This is a genomic window from Winogradskyella luteola, from assembly GCF_019203985.1.
Taxonomy (GTDB): Bacteria; Bacteroidota; Bacteroidia; order Flavobacteriales; family Flavobacteriaceae; genus Winogradskyella; species Winogradskyella luteola.
The window spans coordinates 248,349-269,042 of the sequence record NZ_JAGSPD010000004.1 but is presented as its reverse complement, the minus strand read 5'-3'; the positions used below and the strand labels follow the sequence as shown (position 1 = coordinate 269,042).

General features: G+C 34.7%; 20 protein-coding genes. 8 read left to right on the top strand and 12 right to left on the bottom strand.

Features of this window, described 5'->3' with window-relative positions; all coding sequences use genetic code 11:
- Positions 1 to 78: 78 nt before the first annotated feature.
- Positions 79 to 909 carry a glycosyltransferase gene (locus KCG49_RS06965; protein WP_369680350.1) on the top strand — a complete coding sequence of 277 codons (831 nt, stop codon included), beginning with the start codon at positions 79 to 81 and terminating at the stop codon, positions 907 to 909.
- Here the strand turns inward: KCG49_RS06965 and KCG49_RS06960 are convergent.
- Together KCG49_RS06960 and KCG49_RS06955 are read right to left on the bottom strand one after the other, a co-directional pair.
- Positions 892 to 1,935 (bottom strand): sensor histidine kinase, encoded by a 1,044-nt coding sequence (locus KCG49_RS06960; RefSeq protein WP_218545464.1) that lies wholly within the window; start codon positions 1,933 to 1,935, stop codon positions 892 to 894. The two genes, KCG49_RS06965 and KCG49_RS06960, sit on opposite strands and share 18 nt — an antisense overlap.
- Entirely contained in the window at positions 1,935 to 2,618 is a 684-nt protein-coding gene (locus KCG49_RS06955; protein WP_218545463.1) for a response regulator transcription factor, read from the bottom strand. The genes KCG49_RS06960 and KCG49_RS06955 overlap by 1 nt, the downstream gene beginning before the upstream one ends.
- A 230-nt stretch (positions 2,619 to 2,848) precedes the next feature.
- Here KCG49_RS06955 and KCG49_RS06950 point away from each other — a divergent pair, with 230 nt between their 5' ends.
- Positions 2,849 to 5,233 carry a T9SS type A sorting domain-containing protein gene (locus KCG49_RS06950; protein WP_218545462.1) on the top strand — a complete coding sequence of 795 codons (2,385 nt, stop codon included), beginning with the start codon at positions 2,849 to 2,851 and terminating at the stop codon, positions 5,231 to 5,233.
- 69 nt (positions 5,234 to 5,302) lie between these two features.
- Entirely contained in the window at positions 5,303 to 6,283 is a 981-nt protein-coding gene (locus KCG49_RS06945; RefSeq protein ID WP_218545461.1) for a LuxE/PaaK family acyltransferase, read from the top strand.
- Positions 6,284 to 6,642: 359 nt separating this feature from the next.
- Here the strand turns inward: KCG49_RS06945 and tyrS are convergent, their stop codons facing one another.
- Positions 6,643 to 7,941: a tyrosine--tRNA ligase gene (gene tyrS / locus KCG49_RS06940; RefSeq protein ID WP_218545460.1), complete on the bottom strand. Its 1,299-nt coding sequence runs from the start codon at positions 7,939 to 7,941 to the stop codon at positions 6,643 to 6,645.
- An 88-nt stretch (positions 7,942 to 8,029) separates the two neighbouring features.
- Between tyrS and KCG49_RS06935 the strand changes: the two genes are divergently transcribed.
- Positions 8,030 to 9,064 (top strand): NAD-dependent epimerase/dehydratase family protein, encoded by a 1,035-nt coding sequence (locus KCG49_RS06935; protein ID WP_218545459.1) that lies wholly within the window; start codon positions 8,030 to 8,032, stop codon positions 9,062 to 9,064.
- Here KCG49_RS06935 and KCG49_RS06930 read toward each other — a convergent pair.
- Genes KCG49_RS06930 through KCG49_RS06920 form a run of 3 tightly spaced genes read right to left on the bottom strand, consistent with a single transcriptional unit; the run spans position 9,039 to position 11,601 of the window.
- The gene (locus KCG49_RS06930) at positions 9,039 to 9,533 is read right to left on the bottom strand and encodes a DUF4296 domain-containing protein (RefSeq protein WP_218545458.1); all 495 of its coding nucleotides are present in this window, start codon (positions 9,531 to 9,533) and stop codon (positions 9,039 to 9,041) included. The genes KCG49_RS06935 and KCG49_RS06930 overlap by 26 nt on opposite strands.
- Complete coding sequence (locus KCG49_RS06925; protein ID WP_218545457.1) at positions 9,530 to 10,873, bottom strand: dihydroorotase; 1,344 nt, start codon at positions 10,871 to 10,873, stop codon at positions 9,530 to 9,532. The genes KCG49_RS06930 and KCG49_RS06925 overlap by 4 nt, the downstream gene beginning before the upstream one ends.
- Positions 10,874 to 10,875: 2 nt before the next feature.
- Complete coding sequence (locus tag KCG49_RS06920; RefSeq protein WP_218545456.1) at positions 10,876 to 11,601, bottom strand: polyprenol monophosphomannose synthase; 726 nt, start codon at positions 11,599 to 11,601, stop codon at positions 10,876 to 10,878.
- A 135-nt stretch (positions 11,602 to 11,736) separates the two neighbouring features.
- On the opposite strand from KCG49_RS06920, the gene KCG49_RS06915 reads away from it, so the two are divergent.
- Positions 11,737 to 12,387 (top strand): DUF4271 domain-containing protein, encoded by a 651-nt coding sequence (locus KCG49_RS06915; protein ID WP_218545455.1) that lies wholly within the window; start codon positions 11,737 to 11,739, stop codon positions 12,385 to 12,387.
- Between the two features lie 17 nt (positions 12,388 to 12,404).
- Entirely contained in the window at positions 12,405 to 13,154 is a 750-nt protein-coding gene (locus KCG49_RS06910) for a uroporphyrinogen-III synthase (protein WP_218545454.1), read from the top strand.
- A 73-nt stretch (positions 13,155 to 13,227) separates the two neighbouring features.
- Here KCG49_RS06910 and pckA read toward each other — a convergent pair whose 3' ends face one another.
- Together pckA and KCG49_RS06900 are read right to left on the bottom strand one after the other, a co-directional pair.
- Positions 13,228 to 14,847, bottom strand: a complete 1,620-nt coding sequence (pckA, locus tag KCG49_RS06905) for a phosphoenolpyruvate carboxykinase (ATP) (RefSeq protein ID WP_218545453.1) — start codon at positions 14,845 to 14,847, stop codon at positions 13,228 to 13,230.
- A gap of 66 nt (positions 14,848 to 14,913) precedes the next feature.
- Positions 14,914 to 15,303 (bottom strand): DUF423 domain-containing protein, encoded by a 390-nt coding sequence (locus tag KCG49_RS06900; protein WP_218545452.1) that lies wholly within the window; start codon positions 15,301 to 15,303, stop codon positions 14,914 to 14,916.
- A 70-nt stretch (positions 15,304 to 15,373) separates the two neighbouring features.
- Between KCG49_RS06900 and KCG49_RS06895 the strand changes: the two genes are divergently transcribed.
- Positions 15,374 to 16,738: a saccharopine dehydrogenase family protein gene (locus KCG49_RS06895; RefSeq protein ID WP_218545451.1), complete on the top strand. Its 1,365-nt coding sequence runs from the start codon at positions 15,374 to 15,376 to the stop codon at positions 16,736 to 16,738.
- A 117-nt stretch (positions 16,739 to 16,855) separates the two neighbouring features.
- The gene (locus KCG49_RS06890) at positions 16,856 to 17,326 is read left to right on the top strand and encodes an Lrp/AsnC ligand binding domain-containing protein (RefSeq protein WP_218545450.1); all 471 of its coding nucleotides are present in this window, start codon (positions 16,856 to 16,858) and stop codon (positions 17,324 to 17,326) included.
- Positions 17,327 to 17,384: 58 nt separating this feature from the next.
- Here the strand turns inward: KCG49_RS06890 and KCG49_RS06885 are convergent, their stop codons facing one another.
- The 4 genes from KCG49_RS06885 to KCG49_RS06870 all read right to left on the bottom strand — a co-directional run bounded on the left by KCG49_RS06885 (position 17,385) and on the right by KCG49_RS06870 (position 20,691).
- On the bottom strand, positions 17,385 to 18,113 hold the full coding sequence (locus KCG49_RS06885) for a Bax inhibitor-1/YccA family protein (RefSeq protein WP_218545449.1): 729 nt from the start codon (positions 18,111 to 18,113) through the stop codon (positions 17,385 to 17,387).
- Between the two features lie 105 nt (positions 18,114 to 18,218).
- Complete coding sequence (locus KCG49_RS06880) at positions 18,219 to 18,914, bottom strand: zinc metallopeptidase (RefSeq protein WP_218545448.1); 696 nt, start codon at positions 18,912 to 18,914, stop codon at positions 18,219 to 18,221.
- Positions 18,915 to 19,004: 90 nt separating this feature from the next.
- Positions 19,005 to 20,105 (bottom strand): alanine dehydrogenase, encoded by a 1,101-nt coding sequence (gene ald, locus KCG49_RS06875; RefSeq protein ID WP_218545447.1) that lies wholly within the window; start codon positions 20,103 to 20,105, stop codon positions 19,005 to 19,007.
- A gap of 229 nt (positions 20,106 to 20,334) precedes the next feature.
- Positions 20,335 to 20,691 carry a hypothetical protein gene (locus KCG49_RS06870; RefSeq protein ID WP_218545446.1) on the bottom strand — a complete coding sequence of 119 codons (357 nt, stop codon included), beginning with the start codon at positions 20,689 to 20,691 and terminating at the stop codon, positions 20,335 to 20,337.
- Positions 20,692 to 20,694: the final 3 nt, after the last annotated feature.

Genomic DNA, 20,694 nt, shown 5'->3' with positions numbered 1-20,694 from the left:
AAAGAATTTCCATATCTTCAAGCTTTAGAATTACCGTCTTACAATATTACATATTCTAAAAAAGCGAATGGTTTTAAATTGAAACTCCTCAGGGATTCTCCTCACCTTTTAAAGACCATAAAAAGAGAGAGAAAAGTCGTTGAAAGCTTAGTTGAGACCAAGCATATTTCAGGTATTATTTCTGATAATCGCTTTGGCGTAAGGCACAATGCTATTCCCTCAGTTTTTATAACACACCAACTGCGGGTTTTGAGCGGCGGCACTACTTGGCTTAGCAGTAAGTTGCACCAGAACATTATTTCTAAATTTGAAGAATGTTGGGTCCCAGACCATCGCATGGGTACCAATAATTTAAGTGGGGACTTGGGGCACACAGAAAATTACCAGCCATCAGTAAAATATATTGGACCTTTAAGTCGATTTAAAAAATTTAATCTTCAAAAAAAATATGACCTTCTCGTTGTACTGTCTGGACCAGAACCGCAACGCACTTATTTACAAGAAAAGCTACTCAATGAACTACAATCTTATGATGGAAAAGTCTGTTTTGTAAAAGGCATCATTGAAGCAGAACAGCTCAAAGTTGAAAAAGAAAATATATCAATCTATAATTTTATGACAAGCCAAGAACTCGAAATTGCTTTGAATGAAAGTGAAATGGTTTTAAGTAGATCGGGTTACACGTCGATTATGGATTACGCCAAACTTGAAAAGAAAGCATTCTTAATACCTACACCAGGTCAGTTTGAACAAGAATATCTTTCTGAAAAATTTAGTTCTGAAGGTATTGCGCCTAGTTGCAAACAAGATGCCTTTGAGATAAAAATGCTAAATGATATTAAAGATTATTCAGGTTTTAATAATTTTCAGTACGAGATAAATTATAAGAAATTATTCAGCCTTTTCTAATGTAAAGGAAAATTCGCTACCAACGCCGAGCTCACTTTCTACATACATTTTTTCTTCGTGAGCTTCGATAATGTGCTTAACAATAGAAAGCCCCAAACCAGAACCTCCTTCTTTACGAGAGCCACTTTTATCGACTCTATAAAAACGTTCAAACAGACGTGGTAAGTTTTCTTTACTTATACCTTCACCATTATCCGTAACTCGTATAATAACTTTACTTTTTATTAAATTTTCTATACTGATCTCCGTTGTTCCATTTTCCCTTCCATATTTAATAGAATTAACAATTAAATTGGTCAGTACTTGCTGGATGCGCTCTACATCCGCATGTACTATTATGGGTTTTGGGTAATCAATATCAAACGTTAGTGTTATTCTTTTCTTTGCAGCTTTCATTTCAAAGAGCTCAAATACATTTTTCACCAACTCAACAATATCGAAGTGTTCTTTATTTAGACTTAGGTCACCTACTTCGAGCTTAGTGATCATGTCTAAATCCTTTATAATATATGTCAGTCGTTCTACTCCTTTACTGGCTCTGTTTAAGTATTTTTTTTTGAGTTTTTCATCATTAATCCCTCCATCTAAAAGCGTATCAATATAACCTTGCACAGTAAACAAAGGTGTTTTTAACTCATGAGATACATTGCCAATAAACTCTTTACGGTACTCTTCTCTTACCTTTAAAGTTTCGATTTCAATCTTTTTATCTCTGGCGTATTTATCAATCTCTTTGGTCAATGTTCCCATATCTGTTGTTATGGGTTGCTGCCTCAGACTTGTGGATTCCAAAAGCGTTAGATCATCATAGATTTTTTTAACACGTCTATAGATAAAACGCTCCACCCTATATTGCACAATGAGAAAACATAGAGGAAAGCAAATTACAGGAAAGAGAATTACCTGCCAATTAAATGTATGGTAATAATATAAAAAAACACCCACTAGGAGTGTTGCAAATAACGTAACATACAACGAAGTTCTAATTGCAAACTTGTATGTTTTCTTTAAATTTTTCTTCTGCATTAGTCTACAAACTTGTACCCAACGCCCTTAACGGTTTTAAAAGATTTATCTCCTATTTTTTCGCGAAGTTTTCTAATGTGTACGTCAATGGTTCTTCCACCTACAACCACTTCATTACCCCAAACTTTATCCAAAATCTCTTCGCGCTTAAAAACTTTACCAGGCTTGGTTGCCAACAAAGATAACAATTCAAACTCTTTTCTAGGCAATATTATTTCTTCTCCCTTCTTTGTTATTTTGTATTCTTCTCTGTTAATAACCAAATCCCCAATTTTAATAGCATCATTTGTGCTTTCAGTTTCTTTGAGTCTTCTTAATAGTGCCTTAACTTTACTAACAAGTACTTTCGGCTTAATTGGTTTTGTAATATAGTCATCTGCACCTGCATCGAAACCAGCCATTTGTGAGTAGTCCTCACCTCTAGCTGTTAAAAATGTAATAATGGTACTGTTGAGTTTAGAATCTTGTCGTATACGCTCACAGGCTTCAATGCCATCCATATCTGGCATCATGACATCCAATATAATTAAATGGGGTTTGTGCTTTTTGGCTTTTTCAATAGCTTGAATACCATTTTCTCCCGTAATGACCTGATAACCTTCAGATGATAAGTTATACCCAACTATCTCCAAAATATCTGGCTCATCGTCCACTAATAAAATCTTAATATCCTTTTTTTTCACTGTTAAGTTAATTTTAAGGTTGCGTAAAGATAAAATATATCTCTATTATGCAACTACTCTCATTAAATGATAACAATTCTCTAACATTAAAATTCTAAACCATTGAAAATTAAAATGCTCTAATAATTAACATGTTAACTTATTGTAAAAAAGCCAATTGTTGATAAAAACCTCAGCTTAAACTCACTAATAGTTACTATATTTACAGTCTAATTTTTTAAAAATCAATTATGAAAAAACTTTACTTTTTATTATTTGCAACTTTAATATCTGCTATGTCTTTTGGACAAACATTATATGATGCAGATTTTTCAACTGATGGTGATGGTTTTGCAGATCATACTACTGCTTCTCCCCCAGCTGCTGGTCCAGCTTCTGTAACTGGTGGTGCTGCACCAAATGACTGGGTATTAAGATACGATACTGAACCTGCAACTGATGGCACAGCTAATTCATTTAGTGTTTCTGGTGGCGCATTGGTTTCAGATGATTGGGGAGGTGTAGGAATTTTTGAAAGTGCCTCAATAGATGTTTCATTATTTTCTAACGTCAACATTTCTGCAATAACTCAGGTAACAGGAGCTAATGGTGATATTTTTAGTTATTTCTACATATTAGATGGTGGATCTAGAGTTGAAACCGTTATGTCTGACTTCTCCTCTGATCTTATTTATTCGGTATCTAGCTTAGATGTATCTGGTGCTACCAGTTTAGTTGTAGGTTTTGAGTTCGATGAAAATGGTTCTGGCGATGGTTATACTACAACTTCGTTTAAAGTAGAGAACGCTGCTTGTGGTGTTGTTCTACAAACGGCAACCTACACATGTAATTCTAATACTATTGGAGACGATAATGATAGTGTTAATGTAAACGTTCCTTATACTGGCAGTAATATTGGTATTACATCTGTAACTACTACAAGTGGTGGTACTGTTGGCGGTGACAACCCAGCTTCATTTGTAGATGGAACAATAGTTATTACTGGTTTAAGTGAAGGTGATACTTGGGATGTTATTTTAAATGGTGGCGATTGCGATATGATCTCAGTCTCTGGTACTGTACCTTCTGCTGAATGTGACCCTATACCTAACACTTGTTTCGATTTAAGCGGTGGCTCTGAATTGTTTGAATTAGTAACTGTTGTTAGCAACTCTGATATGGATGAATGGTCTGAAAGTTCTGGTACATACTCCATGAACGGTTTCTGCGGTGGCGGATGTATGGAAGAATCTAATACATGGCTAATATTCGGCCCATTAGATATGACTGGCGTAAGTGATTTATCATTAATTTTTGATGCTGCTGAAGGTTTTGATGGAAGTGATTTAGATATACAATATACAAGTGATTACAGTAGTTTATGCCCAGACGGTGCTACGTGGACTTCTGCTCAAGTTATTTCAGATCCTGGATCTTATAACATTGATTTATCTGCAGCAACAGGAACTGATGTGTTTATTGGAATACAGTATTTAGATTCAGATGGTAGTTTTTCTTCATGGGATGTGTCTAATGTAGAATTAGCCGCTTTTGGTACTTGCCCAACTTTAGGCGTAAGACCTACATCTGCATGCGCAGTTTGTGATGTAGTTTTACAAACAGAATCTTATACTTGTGCTACTAATACAGATGGCGACAATAACGATGGTGTAACAATAAATATTCCTTATACAGGTTCTGAAGCTACGATTACATCTGTTACAACAACCACTAGTGGAGCGATTTCTGGAGATGATCCTGCAGCCTTTGCCGATGGAACAATTACTATAACTGGTTTATCCGAGGGAGATGCTTGGGATTTAACAATAAATGGTGGTGATTGTGATGGTACAACTATATCTGGCACTGTACCAGCAGCAGAATGTGATCCTGAAACATTGTTAATTAACGAAGTCAATGCAGACCCAAGTAATGCTGCAGGAAATGTTGGTGACGCTAATGGTGATGGCACTGCAGATGCAAATGATGACGAATTTATAGAGTTTTATAATAACAGCTCTAGTGCAATTGACCTATCTGACTATACTATTGAAGATGCTGTATCAGTAAGATACACATTCCCTTTAGGTACTATATTACAACCTAATAGCTTTTTAACTGTTTTTGGAGGTGGTACACCAACAGGAATATCAGGAACTGTATTGGTAAGCTCTGGTCCGTTAAGTTTAAATAACGGCGGTGATACAATTACTATTAGAGATGGGGGTGGTACTGAAGTTTTATCTTTAACCTATAGTAATGCTGGCAACAATCAATCTATTGGTAGAGCTCCAGACTTTACAGGATCTTTTGTTGACCATTCTTCAATAACAGGAAACGGAGGAGCTTTATTTTCTCCTGGTTTGGAGAATGATGATGCTACACTTTCTAATGGTGATTTTACAGCAACTGCTTTTTCCATCTATCCAAATCCTACAAACGGTGGAGAAATTACTATTTCTTCATCTAAAAGTGAAGCTATTTCTGTTATAGGGTATGATATCTTAGGAAAACAAGTGCTTAGCACAACGATTACAAATAACACTTTAGATGTATCTAATTTAAATACTGGTATTTACATCTTAAAAATTACACAAAACAATGCTTCTGCAACTAAGAAATTAGTGATTAAGTAATAATTGTTTTTACATAACGAAAGCGTAGCCTAATAAGCTACGCTTTTTTATTTTCCATACTTTTACGGTATGATTTCTAAAGCTGCAATTTTTAATATAAAATCTGAGTCAGAGTTCGATGCTATGGCATTAGATATTTTTAGATTTCAGTTTAAAAACAATAGCGTATACCGCTCATTCTGTGATTTGCTTTACAAACATCCCTCCGAAGTAAAACAGATTAGCGATATTCCTTTTTTACCCATTCAGTTTTTTAAAACACATCGAGTATTAAGTACCGAAGAACGCATAGAAAAGACCTTTACAAGTTCTGGCACAACAGGAAGTGTAACCAGCAAACATTTGGTAACTGACCTAGGACTTTATGAAAGTAGCTATTTACAAGGTTTCGATTTTTTTTATGGAAACATTGAAAATTATGTAATCCTAGCCTTATTGCCTTCTTACCTAGAGCGGGATGGTTCTTCCTTAATTTATATGGTTAATGATTTAATTGGCAAATCTAAGTATCCAGAAAGTGGATTTTATTTAAATAATCTTGAAGATTTAGCAAAAACTATGAATGAACTTGAAGCTAAAGGTCAAAAAACCTTGCTCATTGGTGTATCTTTCGCTTTATTGGACTTAGTTGAGCAATTTCAATTTAATCTCAATCATACCATTATTATGGAAACTGGAGGTATGAAAGGGAGAAGAAAAGAAATTATACGTCAAGAACTGCACAACATTCTTAAATCTGGCTTTGGGGTCGACCAAATTCATAGCGAATATGGTATGACAGAGCTTTTAAGTCAAGCCTACTCCAAAGGTAACGGTATTTTTGAGTGCCCGCCTTGGATGAAAATTTTAACGCGCGATACTGAAGATGCACTCACAATTCAACAGACCAACAAAACCGGAGGTGTTAATGTTATTGATCTAGCCAATCTTAATTCGTGTTCTTTTATTGCCACACAAGATTTAGGAAAGGTTTACGACAATGGACAATTTGAAATTATTGGAAGATTCGATAGTTCTGATATTAGAGGCTGTAATTTAATGACTTTATAAATCAAGTATAATTTTTTGATATAAAAGCCTTCATTCCGTAACATGGAGGCTATTGTGCATACTATTGCAACAAGTTCTAAAAAAGTAGATATTGACTCGAAACTTTTGAGGTTAGAGATGAAAAGCTCTATTTATTATATAACGCTTGGGGGAATGACACATTAAAAAAGGGCTAGGAAAAGATGTGAAAGGTTTACAGAAAAAAGCCGACTTAAATATAGAGGCTATAAAGTTTGGTTAATTCTATGAGAAAGAAGAATTAATTTTGGCCTCATGATTGATTGGTTAGATGTGCCCAAAAGAAATTTTGGGCACTTTTTTTAGATATGTTTATTGGACCTGCTAAGTCTTTTTATATTTTAAATGACCTTAATAATGTAAGTATTTCGTTTTCCTTTATTTAAGATAATGTACTTATCATTTATTAAATCATCCGAAGACAACTTATAATCCTCCTTTACTTTTTCTTTATTTACAGAAACCGAATTTTCCTTTAATGCTCTACGTGCCTCACCGTTAGAATTTAAAAAATTGGTTTTAGCTGCCAATGCGCCAATCATATCCATACCTTCATCAAATTCTGCTTTTGTAATCTGGGCTTGTGGCACACCTTCAAATACATCTAAAAATGTGTTTTCGTCCAAGATCTTAATATCTTCCTTAAATGACTTACTAAATAATATATTTGAAGCTTTGATAGCATTGTTAACATCATCATATGAATGCACAAGAATAACTAATTCTTCTGCCAATCGTTTTTGAAGTACTCTTAAATGTGGAGCTTCTTTATGTTCAGCAACCAATTTCTCTATTATGTCTTGCGATAAAAACGTAAAAATTTTAATGTACTTCTCAGCATCTTCATCACTTGAGTTTAACCAGTACTGATAAAATTTGTAAGGTGATGTTCTATTGGCATCGAGCCATACGTTGCCGCCTTCGGACTTTCCAAATTTAGAGCCATCACTTTTCGTAATTAAAGGGCATGTAATAGCAAATCCTTTACCGTTACCTATTCGTCTAATAAGTTCAGTTCCTGTAGTGATATTTCCCCATTGGTCGCTTCCTCCCATTTGTATAGTACAACCATTTGCTTTGTACAGATGTAAAAAGTCATAACCTTGTACCAACTGATAGGTAAACTCCGTAAAGCTCATACCGTCGCTAGAAGATTCCCCAGAAATTCTATTTTTAACTGAATCTTTAGCCATCATATAATTTACCGTGATATGTTTACCCACATCTCTAATAAATTCTAAAAAGGAGAATTCTTTCATCCAATCGTAATTGTTCACTAGAACTGCAGCATTGGCTTCATTACTTTCAAAATCTAAAAAATGTGACAATTGTTTTTTAATAGCTTCCTGATTATGGCGCAATGTGTTTTCATCCAAAAGATTACGCTCACTAGATTTTCCTGACGGATCACCAATCATGCCTGTGGCACCGCCGACCAAAGCCACTGGTTTGTGCCCACAGCGTTGATAATGCGCCAATAACATAATAGGCACCAAGTTACCAATGTGCAAAGAATCTGCAGTTGGATCAAAGCCAACATACGCACTTCGCATGGCTTCAGCTAAGTGCTCTTCTACTCCCGGCATGCTATCGTGCAGCATACCTCGCCATTTTAATTCTTCGACAAAATTCTTTCCCATTATAGTTATCTTCAGATTAGATTTCAGCAAAGATATGTTTCCACTTTAAAAGACAAAAGACAATTTTAAAAAAGCGTAAATTTGACCTATGATATTAGTCACAGGCGGAACAGGATTAGTGGGTGCTCATTTACTTTATAAGTTAGTGAGCAGTGGCGAAACAGTCCGTGCTATTTACAGAAGGGAAAAAACCTTAAAACGTGTTGTACACGTATTTTCCTATTTTTCTGATGATGCTGAAGATTTATTCAAACGTATTGAATGGGTTGAAGCCGATATTAACAATATTCCAAAGCTCGAAAAAGCATTTAAAGGTATCTCTCATGTTTACCATTGTGCTGCTTTCGTTTCTTTTGAACCTGACAAATACCATCAATTAAGAAAAATAAATATTGAGGGGACTGCAAACATTGTTAACCTTTGTATTAGCAACTCAATTAAAAAGTTGTGTTATGTAAGTTCTATAGCTGCTATTGGCCATCACGAAAATCCTGAAAAACTAATTACGGAAAGTACTGAGTGGAACCCTGAAACAGATAATAGTGTTTATGCTATAACAAAATATGGTGCAGAGCTCGAAGTATGGAGAGGCACACAAGAAGGTATGGATGCGGTAATTATAAACCCAGGTATTATCTTAGGTGCTGGTTATTGGAAAGGCGGCAGTAGTGGCAATCTCTTTCGGCAAATACAAAATGGCATGCGCTATTACGTTAATGGTGTTTTTGGTTATGTTGATGTTTTTGATGTCGTTAACGCCATGATTCAATTAACAAATAGCGATATAAGAAATGAAAAGTTTATTCTTGTATCAGAGAATTTGAGTTTCAAGACCTTTCAATATAAAGTCGCTAAAGCTTTGGGTGTAGAACCTCCAAAAAGAGAGGCAAAACCTTGGTTATTGGGATTGGCTTGGCGAATGGATTGGCTTAAACACAAACTTTTTAACACGAGACGAAGTCTTTCTAAACAAACGGCAAAGTCAGCTGTCAGCATTAGCAAATATGATAACTCTAAACTTAAGGAAACGCTCAATTTTGAGTTTAAATCTATTGATGAGTCTATAAAAGATGTTAGTGAACTATACTTAAAAGATCTTAGACAGAAGTCTTATCGAATATAGGTTTTTTCAGTAATTCCATATTGGTAGTGTCAACTTTCTTTAACTTATTTTTAATGGAATCCCTTGTTTTTTGCTTAATCTTACTTATAGAATCTCTTTTTCGTTTAGCTGCTACACCTTCTACTTTTTCCAATTCCTCAAGTGCTTCTTTTTCTTTTTCCAATCTAGCCTTTACATTTTCAACAATACGTCTATAGGATTCAGTATCATGAGCATAAAAAGCATTACTATTTGCAAATTGTGTACTGTCAATTTCGTACTTATTTAGTATATAAGTTTCGGGTTCAAAGCCATTAGTTTCTAACAATCTTTTATTAACTCCTTTTGCAGCGGTGATAACATATAAGTCGTATAAAATCTTTTCCATTTTATCTTTAGGAATAAGATTGTCTGGCTTTTTTGGCTTTTCAGTTGTACTACAAGCAGTTACCAAAAGTGCTAGCAAAAATATAATACCTAGATGTCTCATCTATTAAAAGTTAATCGTTGTCCTGCTTTAACGTCCAAGACCTTAAAATTGTTATACGCCAATTGTCCATTAACAAAAGTATGCGTTATTCTACTCTTAAAGGTATTGCCCTCAAAAGGCGACCAACCACATTTATAAAGAATGTTTTCTTTATTCACCGTCCAGGGGCTATTTAAATCTGCAATAACCAAATCTGCATAATAGCCTTCTTTAATATAGCCTCGCTTTTCAACATCAAATAGTATTGCGGGATTATGACACGCTTTTTCAACAATTTTTTCAATTGTAATTTTTCCTTGGTGATGCTTTTCTAACAATGCTACTAGAGCATGTTGTACTAATGGCCCACCCGACGGTGCACTGGTGTAAGGATTGTTTTTTTCTTCGAGCGTATGTGGTGCATGGTCTGTAGCAATGACATCTATTCTATCATCTAATAACGCCTCCCATAGTTGATCTCTATCTTTTGAAGTTTTTACTGCAGGATTCCATTTGATATGGCTGCCTTTTTGAGCATAGTCTTCGTCCGAAAACCATAAATGGTGAATACAAACCTCCGCTGTAATCTTTTTATCCTTTAATGGTATTTTGTTTGAAAATAAATTTGTCTCCTTACCTGTAGATAAATGAAATACATGCAATCTTGCTCCTGTTTTTTTAGCAAGTTCAATGGCTTTTGATGATGATAGATAACATGCTTCCTCACTTCTTATAATGGGGTGTTTTTCCATAGGGATATCATCACCATATTCTGCCTTATATTTTGCTAAATTGGTTCTTATAGTGGCTTCATCTTCACAATGCACAGAAATGACCATATCTGTACTCGAGAATATTCTTTCTAATACTGCTGGGTCATCAACTAACATATCTCCCGTGGATGACCCCAAGAATAATTTTAAGCCTGCTACAGTTTTTGGATTTACTTTTAATATTTCATCCAAATTATCATTGGTACCACCAAACATAAAAGAATAATTGGCATGAGATGACTTTGCTGCAATACTAAACTTATCTTCTAATTTTTCAACTGTAGTTGTTTGCGGATTGGTGTTGGGCATCTCAATAAACGATGTAATACCGCCTGCCAGTGCCGCTTTAGATTCGGTTTCAATATTCGCCTTATGTGTTAAACCTGGTTCTCTAAAATGGACCTGATCGTCAATCATGCCCGGTAATACATAATTACCTTCTGCATCAATAACGGTCATGTCCGCAGATTTTACACTAATAGAAGTGTTAATCTCTTTAATTATAGCATTCTCAATAAGAATATCACCTTCAACAATTTTGCCCTCGTTGACAATCTTGGCATTTTTAATTATAGTCTGTCCTTTCATTTTCACTGTTTAGCAAATAAACTTTTAAATTTTAAACTGATAACTCCAAAAATAGCTTCAGATATAATACTTCCGCTCATTTTTGATTTCCCTCTTATTCTGTCCTTAAAAATAACAGGAATTTCTACGATTTTAAAGCCTTTTTTATAGGCTTTAAACTTCATTTCAATTTGAAATGCATAACCCACAAATTCTATCTTCGACAAATTTATAGTTTCTAAAACTATTCTTTTATAACAGACAAATCCGGCTGTAGAATCTTTCACTTTCATACGTGTTATTAACCTTACATAGCGTGAAGCCCCATAAGATAAAATAATGCGGGCTATTGGCCAGTTAACAACCGTTATACCTTTTACGTATCTTGAACCTACTGAAACGTCTGCTCCATCATTAGCACAGGCATTATAGAGCTTTATAAGGTCATTTGGGTTGTGCGAAAAATCGGCATCCATCTCAAAAATATAATCATAGGTTTTTTCTAAAGCCCATTTAAAACCTGCGATATATGCCATTCCCAAACCATTTTTTTTATCACGCTCTAACAAAAAAAGTTGCTCAGAAAATTCGTGCTGTAATCCCTTAACTTTCTCTGCAGTTTGGTCTGGTGAATTGTCATCGACCACTAAAACATGAAACGTTTTCTGCTGAGAAAATACAGCTCTTATGATGAGTTCAACATTTTCTATCTCATTATATGTAGGGATTATGACAAGTGCGTCGGTCATTTATATACTTTTAAGACACGCTTTTGCGATACTTTTAGAAATTTCAACAAAAGTAAAGTTTTTAACGGATTATAAACTGTTATTTGTTTCTTAAGATTTTTATGTTAACCTTACATTTCTTTATAATTTAGTAGTATGCGAAATTTCATTACCCACGAATGGTTTACCATTTTCACCCTATTAGGATTAGTAGCTGTTGTGATTGCTAAATATGTAAACACATTGCGTTTTAATGATTTTTTATCGGTTATAGGGAACTCTAAGTATCTTAAAATCTACACAAAAGATCAAAAATTTGTTGACATATTCGATGGTTTTCTTTTTATTAATTTGGTGATTTCAGGAAGTATATTTTTATTTTTTAGCTACTCTACTTTTATTTCACCTCTAGATTTTGAGTTAATAACGTTCTTAAAATTACTTCTTGCAGTTTCTACTATTATCATAATTAAAATCCTATTGGAGCGTCTCATTGGTAGCCTTTTTGAAATAGACTCTGTAGTTGATAATTATCTGTTTCAAAAAACTACTTTTAAAAATTATTCTGGTTTGGTTTTTTTGGTGGCCAATCTGTTTTTATTATATACCGAAAATTTTACCAAGATTATTATAATTATAGTATTCTCAGTGGTTTGTTTAATCAATGGTATTGGCTTTATAACTTCATTTAAAAACTATCAAAAAACACTAAATCCCAATTTTTTTTATTTTTTATTGTATCTTTGCGCTCTCGAAATTGCACCTTATGTGCTTTTATATAAGGTCATTAGTGAGTATAACGCTTAAAACAAAGGGGTTTACATATGAAAGTGAAAACGATTTTAGTATCGCAACCAGAGCCTAAAATAGAGAACTCTCCGTACTTTGACTTGCAAGAAAAACAAAAAGTTAAAGTTGACTTTAGACCTTTTATTCATGTAGAAGGTGTCTCAGCTAAGGATATCAGACAACAAAAGATAGATCTTAGTAAGTTTACAGCTATTATATTAACGAGTAGAAACTCTGTGGACCACTTCTTTAGAGTAGCTGATGAAATGCGCTTTAAAGTGCCAGACTCAATGAAATACTTCTGCCAATCTGAAGCCGTAGCTTACTACTTGCAGAAATATGTAGTTTACAGAAAGCGTAAAATCTATGTTGGTAAGCGTACTTTTGCGGACTTAACTCCTTTGATTAAAAAGTATAAGGACGAAACATTTTTATTACCTACTACAGATAAAGTAAAACCTATAATACCAGAAACTTTAGACAACCTAAACGTTAACTGGACGCAAGCTACATTTTACAAAACGGTAATCAGTGATTTATCGGATTTGGCAAATGTGTATTACGATATTTTAGTATTCTTTAGCCCTTCTGGTATAGAATCACTTTTCCATAATTTTCCAGATTTTGAACAAAAAGACACACGCATTGCTGTGTTTGGAAACACAACGGTTAAAGCCGTTAAGGAAAAGGGGCTACGTGTAGATATTGCTGCACCAACACCAGAAACTCCATCCATGACTATGGCATTGCAGAAGTATATTGACGCAGTGAATAAAGGGAAATAATTCTGAAAATGACTCATAAAAAAAGCGATTCTAAATTTAGAATCGCTTTTTTGTTTCTCTAAGTTTTTAAAATTTAAAACCCATAACGTTGTGGACCACCACGTCTAATTTCTTCGGAAGCATAAGACTCAAACTTCTTAAAGTTTTCCCTAAACGAATTTGCCAATTTAAACGCCATTTCATAATAACCTTGGTCATTGTTCCATGTTGTTCTTGGACTCAATACTTCTGTTGGTACACCAGGACATGATCTTGGCTGCGCTACACCAAATACAGAATGAATATGATAATCTTCATAAGTATAATCTTTTAAGTCACCATTCAATGCTGCATTAATCATTGCACGTGTGTATTTTAACTTCATACGTGTTCCTACCCCGTAAGGACCGCCTGTCCAACCCGTGTTCACTAACCAAACATTGACTCCGGCTTCTTTCATCTTTTTGCTCAACATATCTGCGTATTCTGTTGGATGCAATGGCATAAAAGGCGCACCAAAACATGCTGAGAAGGATGGTTGTGGTTCAACTACACCAGCTTCCGTTCCTGCAACCTTTGCGGTATATCCTGATATAAAGTGGTATGCTGCCTGAGCTGGTGTTAATTTTGAGATCGGAGGCAATACACCAAAAGCATCAGCCGTAAGGAAAAAAATATTCTTAGGATTTTTACCAATAGACGGTATTTTAATATTTTCTATGTGGTAAATAGGGTAACTTACTCTTGTATTTTGTGTTATGGAAGTATCTGCAAAATCAACGTTGCCATTGTCGTCCATAATTATATTTTCGAGTATGGCACCTGGCTTAATTGCTCCATAAATTTCGGGTTCTTGGTCTTGGGATAAGTTGATCGCTTTAGCATAGCAACCTCCTTCAAAATTAAACACTGTATTTTCTGCCGTCCAACCATGTTCATCATCTCCTATTAATTTACGGCTTTGATCTGTTGACAAGGTTGTTTTTCCCGTGCCCGATAAACCGAAGAAAATAGCCGTCTCGCCATTTTCACCAACATTTGCAGAACAATGCATAGGAAGTACACTCCGTTCTACAGGCAAAATAAAATTCAATGCTGTAAAAATACCTTTCTTCATTTCTCCAGTATAGGCAGAGCCTCCTACTAAAGCCACTTTTTTAGTGAAATTAAGTATTGAAAAATTGCCCTGTCTTAAACCATGTTCTTCTGGATTTGGGCATTCATACCCAGGCGCACAAAGCACCAACCATTCTTCTTCAAAATTCTTTAGCTCATCTTCAGAAGGCCTTAAAAACATATTATATATAAACATATTAGACCATGGATATTCCGTCACGGTTCTAACATTCATTTTATAATTAGGGTCTGCACATACATAGCCATCTCTTACAAATACTTCTTTACCACTTAGGTAGTTTTTTATTTCGCTTTGTAAAAAATCAAAATTCTCTGATGAAATTGGCTTGTTAGATTTTCCCCACCAAATACGATCTTTGGTATAATCATCCTTTACCAAGAATCGATCTTCTGGTGAGCGACCTGTAAATTTACCTGTATTGATTGCCAAAGTTCCGTTAGACGTTTCTTTACCCATTCCTTTTTCTAAGGTAATGGCCTGAAGTTTTTTAGGTTCTAGCTGATAATGAACCTTAGCATTTTTAATACCGTAATCATCTAACGAAATCGTTTTCGTTGATTGTGTATGGTTTACCATAATTTTTTCGAGTTGTTTAGGACGCAAAATTATAACTTTATTTTAAAAAAGCATTGAAGATTACCATTAATCGACCTTTGTCTTCAATATATCGATTAATAGGACGACCCATGCCATAATTAACGATAATCCGCCAATAGGTGTTATGAGTGCAATAGATTTAAAATCAAAACCCGAAAGTTCGTTGGTTGCCAACCCATATATTGAACCCGAAAAGAAAATCAGTCCAATTAATACCAAATAAAAAATTACTTTCTTATGTTTTAAACTCACAAAGGAAGTTCCTCCCAGAATTAAAAACAAAAAAGCATGATACATTTGATAGCGCACTCCCGTTTCAAAAGATTTAATGGCATCTGCATTTACCAATGTCTCTAAACCGTGTGCTGCAAAAGCCCCTAAAACAATACCTAATATTCCTAAAATTGCGCCTGTAATTATAAGTTTTTTGTTCATATTAAAGTTAAGTTTAGGTTTTTAATGGTTGTTGTATTTATTACATTCGTGCTTTACAAAATTAGTTATAATGCGAAAGATTTTAATCATTGGTGCCGGAAAATCGTCATCATACCTCATAAAGTATTTAATAGATAAATCCCCATCTGAAAACTTAGAAATTACCATTGGAGATCTCAATGTTGACAATGCTAAAAAATTAGTTGGCAATTCTTCAAAAATTAACATCATACACTTAGATGTTTTTGATGCAGATTCTCGAAGTACAGCCATAAAAAGCGCTGACATTGTTATATCTATGTTACCTGCACGTTTTCATATTGAAGTTGCTAAAGATTGTATCACATACAAAAAGCATATGGTTACAGCATCTTATATTAGCGAAGAAATGCAAAACTTAGACGATGATGCTAAAGCTAATGGTCTTATTTTTATGAATGAAATTGGTGTAGATCCCGGTATAGATCATATGAGTGCTATGCAAGTGATTGACCAAATTAGGGATAAAGGCGGAAAAATGATTTTGTTTGAATCGTTTACCGGTGGTTTGGTCGCACCTGAAAGTGACAACAACCTCTGGAACTATAAATTTACCTGGAACCCTAGAAATGTTGTGGTTGCTGGACAAGGAGGTGCTGCCAAGTTTTTACAGGAAAATCAGTTTAAGTATATTCCTTATGATCGTTTATTTAGGCGTACAGAATTTTTAGATATTGATGGTTATGGGCGTTTTGAAGCTTATGCCAACCGAGACTCACTTAAATACCAACATGTGTATGGCTTAGACCATGCACGAACCCTTTATAGAGGTACTATGAGGCGCGTTGGTTTTAGTAGAGCATGGCATGTTTTTGTTCAGTTAGGTATGACAGACGATAGCTATACTATTGAAGATAGTGCCAACATGAGCTATCGTGATTTTGTTAATGCATTTTTGCCTTATAGCCCAACGGATTCTGTAGAACTGAAGTTTAGACACGCTCTTAAAATTGATCAGGATGATATGGTTTGGGATAAATTTTTAGAACTCGACATCTTTAATGCTGAAAAAATGGTAGAACTCGATAAGGCGACTCCAGCTCAAATTCTCCAGAAAATTTTGATGGATAGCTGGACACTTAGCGAAGACGACAAAGATATGATTGTAATGTATCATAAATTTGGTTATGAACTCAATGGTGAAAAGCACCAGATCGATGCCACCATGGTTGTAGTTGGTGAAGACCAAACATATACAGCTATGGCAAAAACCGTGGGATTACCAGTTGCTATGGCTACATTGGCTATTTTAAATGGTAAAATAAAAACGCCGGGAGTACAAATTCCTATTACAAAAGAAGTGTACACACCAATTTTAGATGAGTTAGAAACTTACGGTGTAGTTTTCAATGAAAAAGAAGTTCCTTATTTAGGTTATAATCCTCTAAATGCATGAACTAAAAATTTCAATTTGAAATCTATTTATTATTTTTAACTTATAAATTACAACCATACGATTTCCATTTTGAGAGATCCTGAAATAAGTTTAGGATAAAATGAAAAAATAATTTTAATGAAAATTAGCGATAAAGGCATTTATATTGATGGTATTGATAAAAAGATACTTAGGGCTTTAATGGAGGATGCCAGAACTCCCATTCTCGAAATTGCTCGTAATGTTGGTATATCTGGTGCCGCGATTCATCAACGTCTCAAAAAACTTGAAAAGTCTGGGCTTTTGGCAGGTTCAAAATTCATCATAAATCCAAAGGTATTGGGTTATACCACTATGGCTTTTGTGGGAGTTTATTTAGATAAAGCTGTTAGTAATCCTGAAGCTGTAAAACAATTGAAAAAAATTCCAGAAGTCATAGAATGTCATTACACTACAGGCCATTGGAGTATCTTTATTAAGATTTTATCCAAGGATAATGAACACTTAATGCATGTTCTCAATTCTGAAATACAAACCATAAAAGGCGTTTCGCGCACAGAGACTTTTATTTCATTGCAAGAACAGATTAATCGACAGATTAAAATATAGGTAAACGAAAAAGCTCTGAATTCTCAGAGCTTTTATTTTCTTATTTAGTTTACACAAACTAATCTCTGGACATAAATATTCTCAAAACATACCAAAACAATAACATTAATGAGGCAAATAATCCTAAAGCAGCTGGGATATAGTCTTCTACCCCATATTTGCTGACCATATTAGAGGTTTGATATAAAATTGAACCACCAGCGAGTAAACACATACCAACTGAAAACCATAGCCCCAAATTAAAGCCAAATAAAGTTCCTGCAACAATTAGTCCAATGGCAATAAAAAACCCAATGGTTAATCCTGTTTTTAAAAACGAAAAATCCTTTTTGGTTACTAAAACTGCAGCTGACAATCCAGTAAACAATGTTAATGTTACAATCGCAGCTTGATTAAGGATTTCTGGACCTGACTCCATGTAATAAGCTGCTATGTAAATAAGCGGTACAAAAATTAAGGCTTCAAAAAATATGTATATGCCATAGGCAAGGTATTGCTTGCTTTTATCAGTAGTCCGTAAAGCCATACTTTCAGCATAATTTGTAGCTAACATAAATCCGCCTAACATTAATAGCCACTTATAGCCTTCGGTCATCGATAACATAAACTCCACCACAGTATCACTTTGCAGTAATAGATATTCAAAAAGAATAAACACTAATACACCACCAGCGACATGACTGTAAGTTTTTTTGTAAAATGCAACACGCTCAATATTAGATAGGCTAGCCACTAATACTTTGTTGTGTTCTTGTTCAGGTAATTGATTTGGTAGCTGGTTTTCCATAATTTTAATTTAGTTTAGATTTATAAATGTAAGTATTTTCTATATATAAGACATAAAAAAGCTCTGAATTCTCAGAGCTTTTTTTAATTTTTTAGTTCAATATGCCTAATCTCTGCCTCCAAATACTTGTAATGCCCAGTATAATAATGATGCCAAAGCACCAATAGCAGCTACCAAATAGGTCCTAGCAGCCCATTTTAAAGCATCTTCAGAACCTTTATATTCGTCTGGTGTTACCATGTTCTTAGCTTTTAACCAAGCTAACGCTCTATGACTTGCATCGTATTCTACGGGTAAAGTAATAAAACTGAATAATGTGGCAAAACCCATCATGGCCAATCCAGCAACGGCAACCCAATAGCCGATTCCTACACCTGCAGCAGCACCTAATACTAATCCACCAATAACAACCCATTGCGACATACCAGAAGTCACACTAACAATTGGCACTAATTGAGAACGCATTTGTAAATAACTGTAAGCTTGTGCATGTTGTACCGCATGACCGACTTCGTGAGCAGCAACAGCAGCAGCCGCAGCATTACGTTGGTTGTAAACCGCTTCACTAAGGTTAACTGTTTTGTTTTTTGGATTATAATGATCTGTTAACTGACCCGGAGTAGAAATCACTTCAACATCATAAATGCCATTATCTGATAACATTTTTTCTGCAATCTCGCGACCGCTTAAGCCATTACGCAATTGTATTTTAGAGTATTTAGCAAACTTTCGCTTAAGCGTACTGCTTACCAACCAACTTACCAGTGCAATCGCACCGATTAATATATAATATCCTAACATAATTTTTTAAATTTTAATAGTGTAAATCTACTAAACATATAGCAAATAGTACGCCAAATTAAAGTTAAGAAATTTTGTCAGTATCATAATTTACATAGCATCTACGGACCAATTAAAAGCTTCGGCGATTTCTTCATAGACAATCTTACCTTTGACAATATTAAGCCCTTTTCTAAGGGATTTGTCTTTAGCACATGCCAATTCCCAACCTTGATTAGCTAATCGCAATACATAAGGCAAAGTAACATTGGTTAACGCTAAAGTCGATGTATATGGCACAGCACCTGGCATATTTGCTACACAATAGTGTACCACATCATCTATAATATATGTCGGATTTTCGTGCGTAGTAGCTTTTGTTGTTTCAATACAACCTCCTTGATCCACAGCAACATCAACTACAACAGTTCCTGGTCGCATCGCTTTCAACATATCTCGAGTGATTAATTTTGGGGCCTTTGCCCCTTTAATTAAAACACCCCCAATAATTAAATCGTGATCTTGGATGCGTTTTCTAATATTGAATTCACTAGAAAATTCGGTAACAACATGGTTTGGCATTACGTCATTGACATAACGTAATTGTTTCATATTTATATCCATAATAGTGACATGCGCACCCAAACCTGCTGCCATTTTTGCCGCTTGTATACCTACTGTTCCTGCGCCAAGCACTAATACTTTTCCTGGTGGCACCCCAGGAACACCTCCCAACAAGACACCTCTCCCTTTGATCGGTTTTTCTAAATACTTTGCACCTTGCTGAATTGCCATTCTACCGGCCACTTCAGACATAGGTGTTAATAAGGGCAATGAGCCATCTTCATCCTCCACGGTCTCGTATGCGATACATACGGATTCACTATTTAGCATAGCTCTTGTTAAAGGTTCACTCGACGCAAAATGGAAATATGTAAAAACCACATGATGCGATTTTATAAGCGGATACTCTTCAGTAATGGGTTCTTTTACCTTTACAATCATACTAGCTGATGCATACACTTCTTCAATAGTATCTAAAACAATTGCGCCAACATCCTTATAATCTTGGTCAAAAAAACCGCTTCCAAAACCTGCGTCTTTTTGAACAAATACTGTATGATTGTTTTTAACGAGTTCGTAAACTCCCGCTGGTGTCATACCAACTCGGTTTTCATTGTTCTTGATTTCTTTTGGGACTCCAATTTTCATTTGATAGTTTTTGTGATTAATAGCAGTATGAAATACCATTAAAATATCCATCTATCCAAATTTGAAGTGTCATTTGAAGGTATTTTTACGGAATTATTATTTTGAAGGCTTCATTTTGAAGAATTTATAATATACACCTCATTTTCAAATAAATACGACAATAGATGAATGAAGCAAACTTTCGATGAAGTGAAAATGAGATTTCAGAAGTATTGAATTTAATGTTAAGTCACTCTAAAGCCAAAGTCACTTTATCTACCTTTTGATTGACAAAAATTATAAGTAAATGTTCTCTCCTCGATTTAAAAAAACTTGGTTGATCTCCAAGTCTATATATAAAGATATCCTTTTCGATTGTTGAGCTTGAATACGGTTCTCCCAATAATAAAATAACTTTACCTTTAGTTTTGCCAATGAGGATTTGAGACTCAATAAGGTCGTCTACCATTTGATAACGTTGAGATGGATTAGTTCTCCATTGCTCCTTGGTAAAACGTTCTTCAAATAACCAAATTAAAGATGAACTAATAACAAAAGCTACAAAGAAAAACAATCCTATTTTATCATTTCTTTTTAGCTTTATCATATC

Coding starts and splice junctions, on each gene's coding strand:
- KCG49_RS06960 (WP_218545464.1), bottom strand. CDS start 1,935: ATGCAGAAGAAAAATTTAAAGAAAACATACAAGTTTGCAATTAGAACT.
- KCG49_RS06950 (WP_218545462.1), top strand. CDS start 2,849: ATGAAAAAACTTTACTTTTTATTATTTGCAACTTTAATATCTGCTATG.
- KCG49_RS06945 (WP_218545461.1), top strand. CDS start 5,303: ATGATTTCTAAAGCTGCAATTTTTAATATAAAATCTGAGTCAGAGTTC.
- tyrS (WP_218545460.1), bottom strand. CDS start 7,941: ATGGGAAAGAATTTTGTCGAAGAATTAAAATGGCGAGGTATGCTGCAC.
- KCG49_RS06935 (WP_218545459.1), top strand. CDS start 8,030: ATGATATTAGTCACAGGCGGAACAGGATTAGTGGGTGCTCATTTACTT.
- KCG49_RS06930 (WP_218545458.1), bottom strand. CDS start 9,533: ATGAGACATCTAGGTATTATATTTTTGCTAGCACTTTTGGTAACTGCT.
- KCG49_RS06925 (WP_218545457.1), bottom strand. CDS start 10,873: ATGAAAGGACAGACTATAATTAAAAATGCCAAGATTGTCAACGAGGGC.
- KCG49_RS06920 (WP_218545456.1), bottom strand. CDS start 11,601: ATGACCGACGCACTTGTCATAATCCCTACATATAATGAGATAGAAAAT.
- KCG49_RS06915 (WP_218545455.1), top strand. CDS start 11,737: ATGCGAAATTTCATTACCCACGAATGGTTTACCATTTTCACCCTATTA.
- KCG49_RS06910 (WP_218545454.1), top strand. CDS start 12,405: ATGAAAGTGAAAACGATTTTAGTATCGCAACCAGAGCCTAAAATAGAG.
- pckA (WP_218545453.1), bottom strand. CDS start 14,847: ATGGTAAACCATACACAATCAACGAAAACGATTTCGTTAGATGATTAC.
- KCG49_RS06900 (WP_218545452.1), bottom strand. CDS start 15,303: ATGAACAAAAAACTTATAATTACAGGCGCAATTTTAGGAATATTAGGT.
- KCG49_RS06895 (WP_218545451.1), top strand. CDS start 15,374: ATGCGAAAGATTTTAATCATTGGTGCCGGAAAATCGTCATCATACCTC.
- KCG49_RS06890 (WP_218545450.1), top strand. CDS start 16,856: ATGAAAATTAGCGATAAAGGCATTTATATTGATGGTATTGATAAAAAG.
- KCG49_RS06885 (WP_218545449.1), bottom strand. CDS start 18,113: ATGGAAAACCAGCTACCAAATCAATTACCTGAACAAGAACACAACAAA.
- KCG49_RS06880 (WP_218545448.1), bottom strand. CDS start 18,914: ATGTTAGGATATTATATATTAATCGGTGCGATTGCACTGGTAAGTTGG.
- ald (WP_218545447.1), bottom strand. CDS start 20,105: ATGAAAATTGGAGTCCCAAAAGAAATCAAGAACAATGAAAACCGAGTT.
- KCG49_RS06870 (WP_218545446.1), bottom strand. CDS start 20,691: ATGATAAAGCTAAAAAGAAATGATAAAATAGGATTGTTTTTCTTTGTA.